Annotated in this window: 21 protein-coding genes; 1 reads left to right on the top strand and 20 read right to left on the bottom strand. The window is 54.1% G+C overall.

Annotated features, from left to right (window positions below; translation table 11 throughout):
- Positions 1-51 precede the first annotated feature (51 nt).
- On the top strand, positions 52-282 hold the full coding sequence (locus C0081_RS12070) for a hypothetical protein (RefSeq protein WP_101534080.1): 231 nt from the start codon (positions 52-54) through the stop codon (positions 280-282).
- A 19-nt stretch (positions 283-301) separates the two neighbouring features.
- On the opposite strand, the gene C0081_RS12075 is transcribed toward C0081_RS12070, so the two are convergent.
- The 20 genes from C0081_RS12075 to C0081_RS12165 all read right to left on the bottom strand — a co-directional run bounded on the left by C0081_RS12075 (position 302) and on the right by C0081_RS12165 (position 16,573).
- Positions 302-1,111, bottom strand: a complete 810-nt coding sequence (locus tag C0081_RS12075) for a DUF2793 domain-containing protein (RefSeq protein ID WP_101534081.1) — start codon at positions 1,109-1,111, stop codon at positions 302-304.
- Positions 1,108-1,611 (bottom strand): hypothetical protein, encoded by a 504-nt coding sequence (locus tag C0081_RS12080; protein ID WP_101534082.1) that lies wholly within the window; start codon positions 1,609-1,611, stop codon positions 1,108-1,110. The genes C0081_RS12075 and C0081_RS12080 overlap by 4 nt, the downstream gene beginning before the upstream one ends.
- Positions 1,608-2,897: a hypothetical protein gene (locus C0081_RS12085; protein ID WP_146006453.1), complete on the bottom strand. Its 1,290-nt coding sequence runs from the start codon at positions 2,895-2,897 to the stop codon at positions 1,608-1,610. Before C0081_RS12085 ends, C0081_RS12080 begins: the two co-directional genes overlap by 4 nt.
- Positions 2,897-3,151, bottom strand: a complete 255-nt coding sequence (locus C0081_RS12090) for a spike base protein, RCAP_Rcc01079 family (protein ID WP_101534084.1) — start codon at positions 3,149-3,151, stop codon at positions 2,897-2,899. The genes C0081_RS12085 and C0081_RS12090 overlap by 1 nt, the downstream gene beginning before the upstream one ends.
- Before the next feature lie 57 nt (positions 3,152-3,208).
- Entirely contained in the window at positions 3,209-7,174 is a 3,966-nt protein-coding gene (locus tag C0081_RS12095) for a baseplate multidomain protein megatron (RefSeq protein ID WP_101534085.1), read from the bottom strand.
- A gap of 17 nt (positions 7,175-7,191) precedes the next feature.
- Complete coding sequence (locus C0081_RS12100; protein WP_101534086.1) at positions 7,192-7,650, bottom strand: C40 family peptidase; 459 nt, start codon at positions 7,648-7,650, stop codon at positions 7,192-7,194.
- Positions 7,637-8,536 (bottom strand): DUF2163 domain-containing protein, encoded by a 900-nt coding sequence (locus C0081_RS12105; RefSeq protein WP_101534087.1) that lies wholly within the window; start codon positions 8,534-8,536, stop codon positions 7,637-7,639. Before C0081_RS12105 ends, C0081_RS12100 begins: the two co-directional genes overlap by 14 nt.
- Positions 8,533-9,162 (bottom strand): DUF2460 domain-containing protein, encoded by a 630-nt coding sequence (locus C0081_RS12110; RefSeq protein WP_101534088.1) that lies wholly within the window; start codon positions 9,160-9,162, stop codon positions 8,533-8,535. The genes C0081_RS12105 and C0081_RS12110 overlap by 4 nt, the downstream gene beginning before the upstream one ends.
- A 23-nt stretch (positions 9,163-9,185) precedes the next feature.
- Positions 9,186-11,267, bottom strand: coding sequence for a phage tail tape measure protein (locus C0081_RS12115; protein WP_101534089.1), 2,082 nt, complete (start codon positions 11,265-11,267; stop codon positions 9,186-9,188).
- Positions 11,257-11,409, bottom strand: coding sequence for a hypothetical protein (locus tag C0081_RS12120; protein ID WP_180966872.1), 153 nt, complete (start codon positions 11,407-11,409; stop codon positions 11,257-11,259). Before C0081_RS12120 ends, C0081_RS12115 begins: the two co-directional genes overlap by 11 nt.
- Before the next feature lie 17 nt (positions 11,410-11,426).
- On the bottom strand, positions 11,427-11,783 hold the full coding sequence (locus C0081_RS12125; RefSeq protein ID WP_101534091.1) for a hypothetical protein: 357 nt from the start codon (positions 11,781-11,783) through the stop codon (positions 11,427-11,429).
- Between the two features lie 9 nt (positions 11,784-11,792).
- Positions 11,793-12,218: a phage tail tube protein gene (locus C0081_RS12130; RefSeq protein ID WP_101534092.1), complete on the bottom strand. Its 426-nt coding sequence runs from the start codon at positions 12,216-12,218 to the stop codon at positions 11,793-11,795.
- Positions 12,219-12,220: 2 nt separating this feature from the next.
- Positions 12,221-12,643, bottom strand: a complete 423-nt coding sequence (locus C0081_RS12135) for a DUF3168 domain-containing protein (protein ID WP_101534093.1) — start codon at positions 12,641-12,643, stop codon at positions 12,221-12,223.
- Positions 12,644-12,646: 3 nt separating this feature from the next.
- Positions 12,647-13,090 carry an HK97 gp10 family phage protein gene (locus C0081_RS12140; RefSeq protein ID WP_101534094.1) on the bottom strand — a complete coding sequence of 148 codons (444 nt, stop codon included), beginning with the start codon at positions 13,088-13,090 and terminating at the stop codon, positions 12,647-12,649.
- Complete coding sequence (locus C0081_RS12145) at positions 13,090-13,422, bottom strand: phage head closure protein (protein ID WP_101534095.1); 333 nt, start codon at positions 13,420-13,422, stop codon at positions 13,090-13,092. Before C0081_RS12145 ends, C0081_RS12140 begins: the two co-directional genes overlap by 1 nt.
- The gene (locus C0081_RS23225; RefSeq protein ID WP_180966873.1) at positions 13,419-13,589 is read right to left on the bottom strand and encodes a hypothetical protein; all 171 of its coding nucleotides are present in this window, start codon (positions 13,587-13,589) and stop codon (positions 13,419-13,421) included. The genes C0081_RS12145 and C0081_RS23225 overlap by 4 nt, the downstream gene beginning before the upstream one ends.
- Positions 13,586-14,167 (bottom strand): head-tail connector protein, encoded by a 582-nt coding sequence (locus C0081_RS12150; protein ID WP_101534096.1) that lies wholly within the window; start codon positions 14,165-14,167, stop codon positions 13,586-13,588. Before C0081_RS12150 ends, C0081_RS23225 begins: the two co-directional genes overlap by 4 nt.
- On the bottom strand, positions 14,164-14,508 hold the full coding sequence (locus tag C0081_RS12155) for a hypothetical protein (protein WP_101534097.1): 345 nt from the start codon (positions 14,506-14,508) through the stop codon (positions 14,164-14,166). The genes C0081_RS12150 and C0081_RS12155 overlap by 4 nt, the downstream gene beginning before the upstream one ends.
- 110 nt (positions 14,509-14,618) lie before the next feature.
- Positions 14,619-15,929 carry a phage major capsid protein gene (locus tag C0081_RS12160; RefSeq protein WP_101534098.1) on the bottom strand — a complete coding sequence of 437 codons (1,311 nt, stop codon included), beginning with the start codon at positions 15,927-15,929 and terminating at the stop codon, positions 14,619-14,621.
- 11 nt (positions 15,930-15,940) lie between these two features.
- Complete coding sequence (locus C0081_RS12165) at positions 15,941-16,573, bottom strand: HK97 family phage prohead protease (protein WP_101534099.1); 633 nt, start codon at positions 16,571-16,573, stop codon at positions 15,941-15,943.
- Positions 16,574-16,577 lie beyond the last annotated feature (4 nt).

Here is a 16,577-nt window from a genome sequence, read left to right on the forward strand (position 1 = left end):
GCATTTCGAATAATTCCAAATTACTATATATTTGTACTTAGGAATATTCAAATGCTCGTAACACTTATCTCTTCTGCGATATTGACCGGTTTTTTAGCAATGAGCGGCTGGCTCTTGATCCCACTAGCTTTAAGCTATGGATTAATTGCAGTTGAACAGGCAGACACAATCTATTCAAACGCATTTGCGCTGCTCATATCGATCTGGATCCTTCTAAATTTGATCCCTTTTTGTTTGATTATGTGGCATGCATACGCTTCTGACGACGATAAAGAAGAGTAAGACTGAGTGAATTTTTCATTCACTGGACCACTGCACGATCAGTAATCCTGCGCCAGTTGCCACCGTCAGAGAAAGCCGGCACCGCCCCGCCAGTCTCGTCATAAACATAGATCATGGCTGATGACCCAGCCACCGCTGCATCGGGCAAACCGGCAACCGAATATTGTTTCAGCTTCATAGCCGCACCAAATTCCACCATGCCGCTGTTGCGATCGATGGTCATGGCTTGATTCCAGATCGAGCCGTCTGCACTGACCTTGAATTCAAAATCATCAGAACCGGTCAAGCCTATCTCGGCACGGCCAGACCAGTTGGACTGGAACAAAAACGAAGCCGTATCACCCACCGCATTTTTGTTGACCTTGACTTGATGGCCCGCGCCCGCATGATTGAACAGGCTGGCCGCAGACCGGATTGCCAGACGGTTGGTCGCGTCTGCCGTGGTGTTGATCCCAACCATGGCCGCATTTTGCAGACTGGTGATTTCATTGGCGACGATCCACGCAGCACCAGACCAGACATAAAGCCTCTCAGTGTCCTCGATCCACGCACGCCAGCCATTTTGCGGCTGATAGAAAATCCATGCTCCGCCCTGCCAACTGGCGATCTGATTGTCTTTGCCCACCCAGTCACCTGACGCACCGACCCCGACAATATATCGCGCTCCATCATCAGGGCTGGCTGGTGCAACATCCAGCGCCATAGATACAACAGATAGATGCAACAGGGCATCGAGCATCAGCAATGCTTCATTGTGCGTCACATGCTTTTGCGCCTGATCAGAGGCAATATAGGGCAAGGCCAGATTGCTTGTTTCTGTGTCGCTCATAATTCACCTTCCACAATTGCACCGCTCGCAAGCTTGATTGTCGGCATATCCAGCACCATGCCTGTCCAGGGCCGTGTGATCCCCACACAGCCATTAATATTTTCAACGGTAAAGCTTCGAATATGCGTCAACAGGTTGGCCTTGCGCGGCTTGATGATGACGGTTCCAGACAGTCCCCAAATTGCTGATATCAAATCTGTGCACTCGCTTGGAACAGATAGCCCGATCATAAAGGCTTCTGGCTGGAACAGCTCTTGAGGCGCAACCATCCCCTGTTCACCGTCCTCGCCCGCTTCAAATTCGGCCCAACGATAGACAATGTGCGTATCAAGCGTTGCGGCATGGTGCCAGGCACCGGATAAATCAAACACAGGCCGGTCTTTTTCTGACCGGACAGCAACGCCCTGATTATCCAGCAACAGGCCAATGCCAACCGCAGCAAGCGCCGCAACAGCCTGCGCCTCGGTTGGATAGATCAACAAAGCATCTGAATAGTTCATGAGGAAACCTCGCTTTGCAGAAGCTCAGTTGTGAGCCCGTCAGCCGGTGCAACAAACAGTTTCAACTCATCGGTACGAAGCGTTCCAGAACTGCCGCCTGTGTGTGATATGCCCAAAAATAGAGTTGTCAGATCAACCGAACTGTAGGCGAGTAAATCCGCGACACTTGTGGCCATCCCGTCAATGATCAATTGGGTAAAGTTGGGCCCGATACCAAAGACAATCTCGTGGGATCCAGACCATAAAAAATTACCAGTCACCGGTGCCGGTTCATTTACCGCTTCGGACACATCATAAAATGATAAACGCAGTTGATCGCCTGTGCCTGTTGCCCTGAGCATAATATGGTCATGCCCACTGGTTGAGCCCAGTTCCAACACCCGATCCCAGTTGTCATTCCAACCGGCCACCTCACCCCTCCATACGCCATACACCCCATTGGATAGGTCAATCCCAGACAGATCAAAGCCCAGTTTGTCCGCCGCCTGCACACCATCGTCAAGGATAGGCTGTGCCAGATACGCTGTCTTTGTGAGGTTGGGACTGCCCAGACGAATACGGCATGAAAGCACCTCACCCACGGGGATGGCGCACCCGACTTGCAAAATGACAGATACGGTATCAGCGCTTGTCACTTCGCGGGTTACCCAATAGCGGCTGGCTGCATTGAGGTTTACTGGCGACGCCCCTTCATAACTATTCGCCCCGTCTTTTTCTTCCGCAAGAAGATACATTTGTTGGTTTGAAGATACGGCATCAGCCCAGATAGAAGACGTGAAATTGTCGCCCAGAATCGCTGCCGGACTAAATCCGGAATTGCCTCTCAGGCGAGGATAAGCCGTTGAACCACCGGCGCTGTTGTCTTTATCAAGCTGGAGTTCGACCCACGGAAAGCCGTCGCCCTGCCCGATAGCAACAATTTCAACACGATCAAACCCTGAAGCATCCCAATCAGTTGGCAGACTTCCACCCGAGCCCGTGACACCAACAGCGACACCAGCCATAGAAGGATTGGGGAAATGCTGTTCGATTGATGGCCCTGTATAAACACCGGCATTGGTTGCCCGCACCACCCCAGGATCAAACTGTTGCACCACGCCGTCGGCATCCAAGCCCCAAGCGTCAGACGCCCGCACCAAATCAACGCTTGGATCTGTGTAGAGTTTATTCACCCCGTTGATGGACAACTTACCATAAAGCAAGTGAAGCGCAGAGCCTCTTGCTGCCCATCCGGCACGCTTTTGCCAATCGACCCAAAAAGGTGCGCTTGTACCGAGCGAGAGCATTACCATACCCCCACAACATCGCTTGCCGTGGTGTCCGTTGCATTCAGGCGTTTGACGCGCAACGGCATCCAGCCCGAGGCATTCTTGAAGGTGACCGCATCACCGGAAGCCAGCACGACCGACAAGTCACCGGCCACGCCAACCCACACGGCCCGCGTCACATAGGCCAGATCATTGCCGTCATCTGGCGCAAGGCTGGCTGCATTATATCCAGGGCTATCAAGCCCGCTTGCTCTGTTCTTGAATTGATCCATGGTCAAACCTCTTTTCCAAAGTGCAAAAAAGCCTAACCCGAATTTCAAATCGGTTGATTAGTTGGACAAAGCGTCGGCGGTCAGCCCTTCGCCCCGCCCGATCAATGCGGATATTTGATAGATATTCACCTGATAGGCCACATCAGATCCACCCAGATCAACCACCCGATCAGCCGCGCTATAGCGCACTTGCGCAGTGCCCGCTGTGATCGTGCGTAGCACATCGCCCGCCATGCTCAACACATCCACTTCATAGGCTTCGACATCTTCCCCAAGCGGTGTTTTGTATAAATCCCAGCTATCCCCATCCAGTCGCGTGCGCCGGATCCAGCTAATCCCGTGATCACCATTGGCCTCGATCGACCAACGGGCATGTACTGGCGCAAAGGGTTTGAGCCCCCGACCGGTAAAGGCAAATTCTTGCGTTGTGAAACTGTCAGAGCCGACCGCCTCACCCGTTGGCCCATAACGCCAGTAATAAGACCGGCCAAGGTCGGCCAGTTCCATGCTGACTTGCGCCACCCCATCGCCCAAAAAGACCACAGGGGCACCCGTTTCCACCGCAGAACGCATCGCATCTTGGGTGCCACGCTGACCACGCAACAGCCGTGACAGACGATATTTATTCGCCTCGATCAGCTCAACTGTCCCCGCCTGGAACACTTCCCAATCCCCGTCCTCATTCTGGATGGCAAAGGAATTGGCTCCACCAAACAAAGCCTGGTCATCGACCGACAGCAAAGACCCACTGTAAATCTCGATATCCAGACTGTTGCCACGGTCAAACACATAAAGCGGCCCTTTGCCAAAATCACTCAGGCTTTCGCCCAATATGGCAGGCAACGTCACGCTGGCATTATCCAGCCAGCCGCTTGTTGTTTGCGAGCGCAACACAATCGCCCCGCCCGACCAAGGATCCGACGACAAAGCCACATAGCCCGCCCTTGAATCATGGCTGCTTTTGAGCAAGGGCAGATCCATAAACACCGCCAACAATCTGGCCAGCCGTGGTTTGGCTTTGCTTGCAGTCTTGCGATAGGTCAGGCCCGACACGCTCAATTGCGCATCGATAAAGGCACTGGCTTTGCAATCGCGCCCCTCAGCATCGGCCACACTGGTCAGACGCAATTCACGCGACCCGCTTTCCCGTTCCAGTCGCACCACGTCGCCAGGTTCAAGCGCCAGACTGGATGGCATCAGCGAGAAAGACCCGCTTTCGCGTGTCGCCCACGCATCGGCCAACAGATAGTCAGCAATGGATTGCGCCCGCTCTTCGTCCAATACGATCGACAAAGCGCTCTCACTGATTCCGCTTGCCCCGACAAAACCGGCCTGCGCTTCAACACTGGCCACTTGATAGGCCTTATTGGCATTGATAAACCGCAGCCGCACTGCGCTTGGTAATTCGCTTTCCTGCGCCCGTGTGATCGGAGCCAGCTCGCTTGCCTCGCTTTTGTCATCATCCATCAGGCCATCCAGATCAACCGTTGCCCGCAAAGGTACGGCCCGTCTGGACACAGACTTGATCAGCCCGCCGGTTTCCATTTGCTCAAAGCCGAAAGCCAGAGCCAAGGGCGACAACGCATCGCGCAGGCTCATGGTGCTGTCAATCACATAGCCGTCACAGGCACCATAAGCCTGGTCAAAATCATGCGCGGTAAAGCCATAATCATCGGCAATATGGCGCATCAAGTCGGGCACATAAACAAGCCCGACCCGCGCTGACAACCAATGGCCATAACTCCAGTTTGCCGCATCCGTCCAGCTGTCACCATCCAGCGGCCAGCTCGGGAAAGGCCGCGTGTCCCATGACCAGATATGAATGCGGTCCACCTCAACCATCGCACCGCCATAAGTGCCAGAGGCTGGATTGATTGTCTCATCAGACCAATAATCGATCAACGCTTGCAAGGCTCTATGTTGCTGCACATCATCCCGCGCACCGCTTGAAAAATAGGGCAAGGCTGACTCGGACGATTTGGGATCAAAAAACACATTGGGCTGATTGGTGCCGAGATCCAGCGCAGGACAGCCAAGCTCTGTGAACCAGATCGGCTTTGACTTTGCCTGCCAGTTTGAGGTGCTTTTGTCTCGCACACCGTCAGGGCGATTGTGGTGGTCATTGCTCCACCAGCCGCGCAGGTCTTTTTGCCGAAAGACCCAGTCTTCCCCATGCGCCCCGTCAACAATGGGCGTGCGATCCTGCGTCACCCTTGCGGAATTGTCGGCATAATACCAATCATAATATTCGCCGCCCTCGATGTTGGCTTGCAAATAGTCCAGCTCATAAGGTGTGACATGGCCCGCCGCTGCATCATAGTCCAGATGATCCCTGCCCCGTCGCCAGTCCGACAGCGGGAAATAATTATCAATGCCGATAAAATCAATATCCGCGTCAGACCACAAAGGGTCCATGTTGAAAATCACATCACCGGTCCCGTCAGAAGGCCGGTGCGAATGGTATTCTGACCAGTCCGCCGCATAACCCAGCTTGGTGCTGGCGCCCACGATGGTGCGCACGTCGCCGGCTAATGTTTTGAGCGCTGTCACAAAGGGATAAGAGGTCGCAGCATCGCGCACTTGTGTCAGCCCGACCATTTCAGACCCAATGCAAAAGGACGCCACCCCGCCCGCAGCCGTGGCAAGGCTTGCCAGATGCAACACAAAGCGCCGATAGCTCCATTCATCCGGCCCGCTGTAAATCACTTCTTGAGCGCTGACAGCGAAGTGCGCCGCAGCGCAGACACCAACGAAGCTGGCCACTTGTGCAGCAGCCGCACTGGTCTGGTTAACGCTGTCCGGTTGCCCTGGTGCCGGATCACAGGTCAACCGCCCACGCCACGGGAAAGCCGCTTGCGTGACATAGCCATAGGGATCGGGCAAGTCATTGTCCGACCCGATATCACCCATCAAAAACGGATAGAGCATCACGTCATAACCGCGTGCCTTGAGATCCTCGATCGCGTGAATAACCGACTTGTCAGACGGACTGCCGCCATAGGCTGGAGTGTCTTCTCCGTCCACATCAATTTGCGTCACCAGCAAAGCGGTGTCCCGTGTCAGGCCAGCCACTTGCCAATTGTAGGGTGCTGTTGGTTTGCCCTTGATTTCCACCTTTGGCCGGATCGAGCATGCGCCCGCCCGCACATCATCAAAAAACCAACTGACCACCAGACAGACAGATTTGACATTGGGCATGGTTGCCGCCATCTGATCGAGCGACACCGCCCAATCAGACAGGCCCTGTTTCTGGTGAACATTTTCATATTCTTCTGACGTCACCGTACCATTCGTTGACAGCACCTGTTTGAGCATCACGTCAGGCTCATAACCAAATTCGGTTGCGCCAGGTATGAGATTGACCCCCGCTATGTCTTTCTCAAGGGTGCGCGATGGTGACGGTCGCACAATTTCAAATGTCAGTTGCGGCACCCGATTGCCATAATTGGTCAGATCCAATCGTTCGAAGACAACATAACAAAGCCCGCGATAGGCCGGAGCATTGTCCGTCCCTTCGATGCTTTCAATCAGGCTGTCAGGCTCTTGGGTCTCACTGCCCTCATAAAACCGAAAGGTGACTTTTGACATATCGATTTCAGAGCCATCAGCCCAGATCCGGTTGAGATACCCCACCGGACCAACACCCAGTCCAACAGCAAAATTGGCATAATATGTGTAGTTGGTGGTGGTGGTTTTGGCTCCACCGCCCCCTTTGCCGCCTGCGCTCTGGCTGGTCGTGGTGGCAACCTCTTCCAAAGACGTCGCCCAAAGAATTTCACCACCAACCCGCGCCCGTCCATAAAGCTGTACAATTGAATTGCCCTCGGTCGAGCTGGTCACGTCCATGCTATCCAGACGCGGCCCTTCATAATTCTGGTCTTTGCCACCGCCAAACAAAGCCTGATCGATCAGCGTACCGCCAACCACCGCCGCTGTTCCCAGCAGCGCCGTTCCGACCGTCCCCAAACCTAGCAGACCAGGTGCAAAGGCACTTACCAAACCAGTCAAAACCAACGTTGCCATACTATCACCTTTCAGGGTTAGCCCTGTTTTGCGTCAGGAAATCGGAAAGCAGCGGCAATCATTGCCCGCCATTGTTTGGACAAGGTGACCTCGATCACCCCCTTTTTCTCATAGGCATGAATGAACCGCGCACCGGTTGCCGTCTGGCTGGTAACAATGCCCAGATGCTTGGCGCTCTGCGCACCCTTCCAGCGCAGAGCAAACACATCCCCTGGGCCCATATCCCCGATCGGAATTTCAATCAAATGGCGACGGCCCGCAGCAAGCAATTGTTCCGCGTCCGACGCGTCCCCCCAATCTGGGCTATAGGCTGGCACGGCTTCGGCTTCGCAGCCATAAAGCCCACGCCACACTCCACGCACCAGACCAAGGCAATCACAGCCAACACCTTTCAGGCTGGCTTGATGGTGATAGGGTGTCCCGATCCAGTCGCGTGCAAGCGATATGATCCTGTCTGCCTGATCAATAGGTGTCATAGCGATAGTTCCCTGAAAGGTCGTCATCATCGGGTTGCGGATAGGTCGTCACATAATCGTTGCCAGGCATATGCGGGAATCCGCGAAAATTGACACCGTTGGCAAACTTGTCGACACAGGACGCAAACCGCTTGTCACAGCCTGCAGTCAGCGCCAGCCCGTCCCCGATCGCCACCGGATAAACAAAGGGCGACCAGACAGACAACATGACAATGCCGCTGGTGATCTGGTGCAACTGGATCGGATAACGCAGGCCGATATTGTCGCCGCTGGTAAATTCCAGAACGCCACGGCCAAACCAGCCATTTGCCTTGTCGTCGATCCCCTCAACAATAAGCGCCTGATCTCCAGACAGACCGGCCACACTGGCGCTGGCTTTCAGGTCCGCTTGATCCAGATTGACCCCACAGCGCCCGTCACCCAGCACCGCATCACAACAGGATTGATAAACCCGCCCCTGCTTTTGCTGCAATTGCGCGGCCAGCCCGCGCACCTCAACCGAGAAGTAATTTTCCCCGCGGCTGATTTCGCCAAGGTTGCCTTTGCGCATCAACAGCCGCTGGCTTGGCTCGGACCAATTGACCCGCCAGATTTCCACCTCGGCCCCGTCATAAAGCCCGACAGAAATATCAGCCTCGGTGATGGCATCAGAAGACAGCGCCCCCTGCACATCGATATTGTCGACAGACAGACCAAGGCTTGATTGCAGCTCTGTTGCACTGAAACCACTATCTGCCTGATAGTCGACGCCATCAAAGGCAAGCGACGCATCATGATCTGTAAAGCCCAACACACGTTGGTCAAGCCGCGTCAATTTCCAACACCAACATAAGGTGGTTGCGCCGCTGTCTAAATGCGCTTGCAGCCCTTCAGGTAAAACTCTCATAGCGCCAACTCCACAATGGGGATGATCGGCACTGAAATCAGTGCGTGACCGTCCCATGACAAGGACAATTCGTCTGTGTCAAACCGCACCGGAATATAGAATTCAAACCCCGCTTTGACGCTCACCCCGTCCGCTGGCGCATCATCCAGCGTCACCAGACCGCTTGCATGGTTCACCGCATAAGCGCTTGGATCCTGCGTCACACCATCGACCGCAATCAACACCGTGTCACTTTTGGGTTTGGTTATGGTGCGATCATAGGGTTGGACAGTTCCATAGCTCTTGATCAGTTGAAACTGTCTAGCTGTGCCGTTGCCGGTGCCGATCAGCTGGTCATGGGCAGAGGGTTGGCCCACCACCGCACAGCTTTTGCAGTCCAGCGGATCATAAAATAAAAAGCCGCTCAAGCGCCCGCGCACCTCTTCAAAGAATGCGCTGATTTCTTCAGCCTCTTCAATGTCGCGCACGCCGGTACCAACATTCCACGAACGCCGTGAATTGGCCCATTGCTGGTTGCGCTCTTCCCTGCCTGATCCAGCCGTCACCACTTGCGTGCGCCGCTTGGGTCCACCCGTCGCGCCAAAGCCTATTTTGGTCGGAAAGACAATTTCAAGAAATTCTTTCATTTCAAACTCACAATTTTGCTGCCCTAACCGTTGCGCCGCCCACGCGATACCGCTTGCGCCAGACTGGCCGAAATCTGACTTTGCGATCGCTGGAATGACGACGCGTCAGGCGTTGAAATATTCATGATGATGGCAGGCCCGCTGTTTGCCGCATCCGGTGTGCTGGCAATCGCTGGCATTTTGCGCGGCTCTATGCGTCCGGCAATCTTGGGATTGAACAAATCCTTGCCGACAATCCCGCCCGATGCATAGCCCCGTTTTCCAAGCCGCATGGCCTCGACAACCGCAGCACCGCCCGCCCGCGCAATGTCACGCTGTGACCAGACAACCTCACCCTTATGCACCACGCCAGCGGGTTTGTTTTTTGGCCCGTCACCGGTATAACCACCGCTGCTATAAAGCTGACCAGGGCCAAGATTGACAGCACTCGCCCCCAAGCCGGTCAGTGAGCCAGCAAGGGAGGAAAACAGCCCGCCAAGCACACCGTTTGCACTGCCACCCATGGAAGAAAACAGCCCCCCCAGCGGCCCCTGACCAAACAGCATCGCCTGCGCTGCTGCATTAGCAATCTGCAAAGCCATTTGTTTCATCGCGTCTTCAGCCGACATCGAACCGGTGACAATAGACGTCAGCATATCAAGGCCGGACTGGCCCAGATATTCAAAGCTCTGCGCAACCTGTTCGGTCCTTTGTTGCAGCGCCTCTTCCGCAATCATGGCATCTTGTATCGCCAGTCTCTTGGCCTGCAGGCCCGTAACCGCGCTGGCAATCGCCTGCCCCTGTTCGCCCTCTAACGAGACACCGGCCTGTGACAATGCATTGTAAAGCTCTTGTTGGTCTGATGTACGCCCCAGTTGCTGCGCTTCCAGCTCAAGCGCCAGCACGACCTCGCGCACCTTGTTGGCCCGCTGTGTTAGCCCTTTGCTCGGTTTGTCTTCATCCTTTTCATCGTCATCAGGCTTTATTTTGGGGGGCTTTAGCGTTGGCTTGTCTGACACCAGACCAAGGCGTTTTTGCACATCCTTGATATCAAGCCCCGAAACAGCGATCGCCCCGCCGCCCAAATCATGATCCGCCTTGGCGATCAGCTCAGAATATTTTTTGACCTCGGCCAATTGTTTTTTGACTTCAGCCGCAGCATTGCCCGTTACACCAACAGGACTGCCCTGCGCACGAAAACCGACCAAAGTTTCTTGTGCCCGCTCAAGCGCGGCCTGCGCTTCTCGGTACTCATCAGCAAGGCGAAACACCGTGTCGATCTGACCGCCCGCTGAATCCCCGATGATGGTGTCATCAAAGCTGTTTCGAAACTGCAGCAAAGCCGCAGTGGCCTCGACAATCGCCCCTTTCAGCTTCACACCAACGACCGTAGAAAGCGTGTTGAATTCTCGATTGATTTGCGCGGCCTGCTTGGCGACATCTTCCTCCAGAACAAGCCCCAGTTTGCGCGCTTCCTTGCGTGCGTCTTCAAGGCCCTTCTCGCCCATGCTGATCATCTGTACAAATTGCTCACCACCGGTACCGCCGAAAATCTCGTCAGCAACGCGAATTTGTGCCGCCTTGTCCAACTCACCCAATCGCCCGATGATGGTTTGAAACAATTGATCCGGTTTTTTCAGAGCCTCCTTCAGAGTCTCCGCATCAAACCCCAACCGCGCAAAGGCTTCAGCCGCTGACCCCTTGCCGGTCACGATGAATTCATCAGCCCGCAACTGCAGCTCTTTAATCCCGTCTGTCAGTGCATCAACACTGACACCGCTTTTCTGTGCAGCAAATTGCAACTCCTGAAAAGCCTCGAATGATAGACCGGCCCGCTTGGCCTCCGCAGACATCGACGCAATATCAGCAGCAGCCGACTGTGCCATTTTTCCGAGCCCGACAATGCCCGCACCAACAGCCACACCGGCAAAGCCCGCGATTGATGTTGCCAGCCCTCTGGCCACAACAGCCGATTGCTTCATTTGACCGCTGAATTTATTGACACTCTTGGAACTTCTGGTGAAGCTGGTTGACGTGTTGCGCTCGATCTTTTTGAGCGCCTTGTCAAATTGAGCCGTCCGCGCTTCCATTGTGAGCACAAGTTTTTCAAGCTTATTATCTGCCATATTGCGCCTTCAATTCCTGGAACCTGTCTTGCGTCATGCCGCCTTCACTCCCTGACGCATGCAGGTCGTTAAAGCCGTCAATTGCGGCCATATAGTCGCGCAGGGTTGCTTGGCTGAAATCGGTTGGTTTCCAGCCAAGCACCGAAAAAGCAACTTGCTTTAACCGCTGCCACGGGATTTTGTCGTCGCCTCTGGTGGCTTTCCCGGCTTGTCTTCAGCCTCCGGCATGCCCACCGCCAATGCCGCCGATATCGCCGCATTGGCATCAGCGCCATACTTGCCGAACAACAGGCCCTCGATCGCTGCGCGATTGTCAGACACACAAAGGCATTTGAGCCCGCCATAGGTGACGCGTGGATCATTGACCGCCAGCATGAATTGCAGATCCCGTAGACCGGTGATCCCCAATTCAGCCATCAAGGCGGCAACATTGGGCATCGTCGCTTGAAGGGTGAAGCTATGCTTGCCCAAGGAAAGCGACACTTCACCCGTCAATTCATTGACTGTGTTTTCCATGTCCCGCCCCTATGCCGCAGCCGCAAAGACCGGCACAGATTCCCAACCGAACTCGGTAGAAATGGCCAGGTCCTCATTTGTGGATCCGGTAAAATTAACGCTGACATAGGCCGGACCGGTAAAGTCGCCATAGGCAGGAACAACGACTTTAAAATTCAAGGTCGTGCCCAGACGTGCTGCATCAAAAATCGCCTTGGTGCGTGTGTTCATTTCGGCGATACCGGAACCGGAAAAGTTCAGATTGATATTGCCCGCCCGTTTGGTGACCGCTGCAGGCTTGGTCCGGTCCCCGTCGCACTCAGGCACAACGCGGTCAATCAGCTCAGGCCCCATCTGAAAATCAGTGCTGGTAATGCCGCAAAAATCGATATAGCTGGCAGGTGTTTCAGGGTCTTCAACCTGAATGAATAGCTCTTGTCCCAAGTGTTTTGTCATGACTAACAATCCTCTTCATGATGAATGCGGAACCGCATAGCGCCACGATACGCCCGCCCGTCCGCGTCGTTGAAAACTTGTGTATTCTCCCAGACAATGCGCAGGCTCTGACCGTCCGAGACGGCCAAAGTCAGGCGATGCAGAAGCGCCTTAATGGCGTCAGAAATTTGCTGTGCCTCGGCTTTGCCGCCTGCTTTGGTCCAGACTTGAACAACCTGGTAAAGCAGATCCCGCTGCGCCCGCCCGACGTCATCCTCCTCAATGCGCAAATCATCAAGCACACAGAAGGGATACACCTGCCCCACGGCACCTTTTTGGCTGGACGAGCTCTCAGGCAGGAAGTCATAAACCCGACCGTCACAAATGGCCGCATCGGTCAATTTGATGACAAGCGCCTCTTGTGCCTTTGCTGTATCCAATGCCATGCGCTATCTCCTCACAGCTTTTTTGACTGCCTTGTTGATCGACCGCGTCGTGCGCCCCTTCAAGCGTCTTTTCATGGCCCGAAAGGCAGGCCACAAATGCGGCTGTGCCGGATTGCCTGGATGGCTGCGATACACACGCCGATCGCGACCGTTCACATTGGCGCGGGTGCCCCGCCGACCGGATCGCGTACCGAACTCGATAAAGCGCCACACCCAATCAGCAAACACACCCCATTTGGGCACGCCGGACGCGTCTTCAATTTCTTTGGCGTTGATGCTGTCCGCATAATCACCGCTGACCTTTGGCGCAAAATCATGCGCCATTTCTGCGACCTCCTCAGCATTCTGCTTCAGGCCTTTGTTCAGTTCATCACTGACCGCAGGCGCGACCCTGCGCAGCTGCTTAAAGGCCTTTTGGGTGCCAGCCCATTTATGAGAAACCACCATCAGCCCAACGTCCCTTTTGTCACCACCATATGCAGCTCACGTCCGCGCTGGTCTGGATTGGTAATCGCGTCAATGCGATATTCATCGCCATTGATCAGCACCCGCCAGTCTTCCCCGATCGCTCTTGTGTCGCTTGATCCGCGCACCTTCAGCAAACCGCTGACGCTGGCCTGCAACCGTCCGCCGTCTTCGCTCTCACTGCCACGGTCAGGACGAAAACCACCCCAGACGGTCAGATCATCGCCCCATACTTCCACCCGTCCACCGCTGGCGTTGATCGTGTGTAAAGGCTCCAGAAAGGTCACGCGCTTGTTAAGGTTGCCCGCTCTCATGGCTTGATCACCTTTGATCTGTATTTTGTATGAGCTGTGATAAAGCCAGCCACCTTGGCCAGATCAATGCCGCCTACCGTGTATTGGCAGAACATCGCCGCCGCTAAATACAAGCGCCACCACCAGGGCAATCGCACTTTTAAAAGAACCTTGATTTCTTTGCTCATGGCTTGACCCTTCTGTGTGGCGTCAACAACGCGTCAACCGCCAAAGGCAACTCTGATGAAATGGTACCCACGACCACCGCTTCACGACTTTCGAACCAATGCCCGACCAACAGTTTCATGGCCTGTTTGATCGCGTCCGGCACTGCACCTGCATCGCTATGACCGGCCCGCCATGTCACGGTAATTGGCCCATAGGAAAAGTCTGCATTCGGCCATGACGCCACAGATTTGAGCGCGGCAAAGGTATCAATCACCCGCCGTTCAATACGCACCGTCGACAGATCGACGCTTTGCGGATCGCCATTGCTGTCAAAATAGCTGATTGATAAAAGATCGATCACCGGACCAAGGCACAGGGGAAAGTCCTTCCAGCGGTCAAACTCCTGCGCCCAAGTCTGAGGCATCAGGCATTTGCCCAATATGCCGCTATAGCCATCCAGATAGGACACCGCCGCCCCGATCGCCGCCGTCAGATAATCGTCATTGTCTGTGCCATCAACACGGCAATGCGCCTTGGCCTCGATCAGCGTTAAAGGCAGGGCAGAAGGTGGCACAATCTGGATTGGCTCGAACTTCATTTCGCTGCCCCGTCTTTGCTTTCAGCTTTATTGGTTTCACCGGTTGGCGACACTTTGCTGACCGGCACCAAAGTCGCGCCCACAGGCTCACCAAGCAAGGTGCCTTGATCTGCTTCAGACTTACTCTTGGCGTCAGCCTTGGCCTGTGCCTCGACTTCTGCCTTGGCTTTGTCTTCTGGCGACAATTCCGGCTCACGCTCCACACCCTTCTCAAGCTGCAAGGCAACCACGGCAACACGGCCATAAACGACGTCACCTTCTTTGATGGTCTTGGGATAAACGGACCCAGGCACCACCATTTCAAAGTCTTCAATGACTTCGACACTTTTGCTATTTTCCATAGAGTTAGCTTCCTATCATTTCCAATGACTAAATTTGGAAGGCAGGATTTACCCCGCCTTCCAAGGTGCCGGACCCAAAGCCCAATACAGGCCCTGACAGGTTCGGCCAGTTAGGCCGCAAACTTCATGAGCTTGATGGCGTCGTCATTCTCCATGCCACCGCCAACACGTTTTGTGGTGTAGAAAAGAATGAAGCCTTTCTCACTGAATGGATCGCGCAGCACCTGCGTACCCATGCGATCAATCACCGTGTAGGCACGTTCCCAATCGGCCAAGGCGATGGACAGGGAATCCGCAGCAATTTGGGGCATTTCTTCAGCTGATACGACTGGACGTTCAAGCAGAGACGTCGCTTCCCCAATAGACAAACCAGGCTGCCAGATATAATTGCCATTGCTGTCTTTGAGCTTGCGTACTTCAGACACAGTCTGGCTGTTCATCATCCATTTTGCATTCTGGCGATAACCAGCCTTGAGCGCATAAAACAGATTGATAAGCGCGTCAGTCGCATCATTGGCCGCAAAACCACCAGCCGCGCCGGAAAGCACATGCTGGATATTGCCATAGGTCCGGCTGCCGTCTTTGTTGGCGTCCGTTGTATGGGTCAAAAATCCCTTTGGTTTGTTGACCCCATCACCGGAAACAAAAGCAACGCCTTCTTTCTCGGCAAATGTACTTTCGACCTCTTCAGCCAACCATGCCTCGACATTGAAAAAGGCATCATCAAGAATGATCCGCGTTGCCGCTGGCATGGCATACATTTCACCAAAGGATGGCTCGAAGATATTCAAGCCAGGGGAATCTGTTTTAGGCCGAACATCCTTTTCACCAACCCAGCCAGAAGCCGCAGCGCCAGAACCGGCTGGTTTTTTATAGTTGCCAACAGACACCATGATATTGCGACAGACCGAACGAACTGGAGAGACATCTTTCAAACGCTTGATAATGTCCTGATCCAGATGCTCGGGCACCGCATAACCACCCTCGGCATCGACACTGGCACTTAAGGCCTTGGTTTGAAGGGCACCCAGATTTCCTTCAGCGCCTTTCTTGATATAGTCCTCAAAGGCTTTTTGGTGCTCGATCTGATCAGCATTCAGATTGTCCAGACCATTGCCACCACGCGGACGGTTTGCCTTTTTGGCCAGATCTTCGATTGCCGATTTTTGCGCTTCGATCACTTCTTTCAATTTGGACATATCGCCCAAATCCGCATCGATCTTGGCCAGTTTTTGTTCGGTGACAACGTCAGCAGAGCCGCGCTTTTCAATTTCCTGCATGCGCTGGTCATTGGTCTTTTTATATTCTTCAAAGCTGGTGCCAATGCCTTCGATCAGTTTTTTAACTTCCGCATCCAGATCACCCGCATCTTTGGTTTCCAATGCCGTACCGGCCAGAGATTTTACTTTCACATGTTCCATTTGCTGTTTTCCTAATGTCCAAATTGCTCAGCCATCCGCTGCAAAGCAGATGACAAACCGGCCTGATCGCGGGAATCCCTCACCGTCTTCAGGCCATCAAAGCCGCTGCGCGAAATTGCTTCGGCTTCACTGCGCGAAAAGCCACCCTCATCCCGAAGGCGCTTTTCCAAGTCTCGAATTGATTTGACAGAATTGACCATTGCCGCTTCATTCATCGGGAAAGTCACAAAAGAGATTTCCCAAAGGTCCAGTTCGAACAATCGGCGAACCAGACTTTTTTCATCGCGCCTGGCACGCACCGTGCGAAAGCCGATCGACAGACCGCCAATGGCCTTGGCCTGCAACAGCGCATAGATTTCACGCGCCTTGACAACGTGATCAATCAGCAGCCGCCCTTCGACATAAAGTCCCTTGGTGTCCTCTTCGATTTTGGTAAAAACACCAACCGGCTTTTCAGGGTCATGTTGCCAAAGGCAACGAACACCGCTCGCGCCTCTGACTTGCAGGCTATTGGCAAATGCGCCTTTCTCAACCACATCTCCACCGCGATCCTTATTGCCAAAAATCGAGCCATAACCGGAAAACTCACCCGCTTCATTAATGTCCTTGATTTCCAGCGGACTGTTAAATGTCTTGATTGCCATTGGC

This window comes from Cohaesibacter celericrescens (assembly GCF_002866925.1).
GTDB lineage: Bacteria > Pseudomonadota > Alphaproteobacteria > Rhizobiales > Cohaesibacteraceae > Cohaesibacter > Cohaesibacter celericrescens.

Coding starts and splice junctions, on each gene's coding strand:
- C0081_RS12070 (WP_101534080.1), top strand. CDS start 52: ATGCTCGTAACACTTATCTCTTCTGCGATATTGACCGGTTTTTTAGCA.
- C0081_RS12075 (WP_101534081.1), bottom strand. CDS start 1,111: ATGAGCGACACAGAAACAAGCAATCTGGCCTTGCCCTATATTGCCTCT.
- C0081_RS12080 (WP_101534082.1), bottom strand. CDS start 1,611: ATGAACTATTCAGATGCTTTGTTGATCTATCCAACCGAGGCGCAGGCT.
- C0081_RS12085 (WP_146006453.1), bottom strand. CDS start 2,897: ATGCTCTCGCTCGGTACAAGCGCACCTTTTTGGGTCGATTGGCAAAAG.
- C0081_RS12090 (WP_101534084.1), bottom strand. CDS start 3,151: ATGGATCAATTCAAGAACAGAGCAAGCGGGCTTGATAGCCCTGGATAT.
- C0081_RS12095 (WP_101534085.1), bottom strand. CDS start 7,174: ATGGCAACGTTGGTTTTGACTGGTTTGGTAAGTGCCTTTGCACCTGGT.
- C0081_RS12100 (WP_101534086.1), bottom strand. CDS start 7,650: ATGACACCTATTGATCAGGCAGACAGGATCATATCGCTTGCACGCGAC.
- C0081_RS12105 (WP_101534087.1), bottom strand. CDS start 8,536: ATGAGAGTTTTACCTGAAGGGCTGCAAGCGCATTTAGACAGCGGCGCA.
- C0081_RS12110 (WP_101534088.1), bottom strand. CDS start 9,162: ATGAAAGAATTTCTTGAAATTGTCTTTCCGACCAAAATAGGCTTTGGC.
- C0081_RS12115 (WP_101534089.1), bottom strand. CDS start 11,267: ATGGCAGATAATAAGCTTGAAAAACTTGTGCTCACAATGGAAGCGCGG.
- C0081_RS12125 (WP_101534091.1), bottom strand. CDS start 11,783: ATGGAAAACACAGTCAATGAATTGACGGGTGAAGTGTCGCTTTCCTTG.
- C0081_RS12130 (WP_101534092.1), bottom strand. CDS start 12,218: ATGACAAAACACTTGGGACAAGAGCTATTCATTCAGGTTGAAGACCCT.
- C0081_RS12135 (WP_101534093.1), bottom strand. CDS start 12,643: ATGGCATTGGATACAGCAAAGGCACAAGAGGCGCTTGTCATCAAATTG.
- C0081_RS12140 (WP_101534094.1), bottom strand. CDS start 13,090: ATGGTGGTTTCTCATAAATGGGCTGGCACCCAAAAGGCCTTTAAGCAG.
- C0081_RS12145 (WP_101534095.1), bottom strand. CDS start 13,422: ATGAGAGCGGGCAACCTTAACAAGCGCGTGACCTTTCTGGAGCCTTTA.
- C0081_RS23225 (WP_180966873.1), bottom strand. CDS start 13,589: ATGAGCAAAGAAATCAAGGTTCTTTTAAAAGTGCGATTGCCCTGGTGG.
- C0081_RS12150 (WP_101534096.1), bottom strand. CDS start 14,167: ATGAAGTTCGAGCCAATCCAGATTGTGCCACCTTCTGCCCTGCCTTTA.
- C0081_RS12155 (WP_101534097.1), bottom strand. CDS start 14,508: ATGGAAAATAGCAAAAGTGTCGAAGTCATTGAAGACTTTGAAATGGTG.
- C0081_RS12160 (WP_101534098.1), bottom strand. CDS start 15,929: ATGGAACATGTGAAAGTAAAATCTCTGGCCGGTACGGCATTGGAAACC.
- C0081_RS12165 (WP_101534099.1), bottom strand. CDS start 16,573: ATGGCAATCAAGACATTTAACAGTCCGCTGGAAATCAAGGACATTAAT.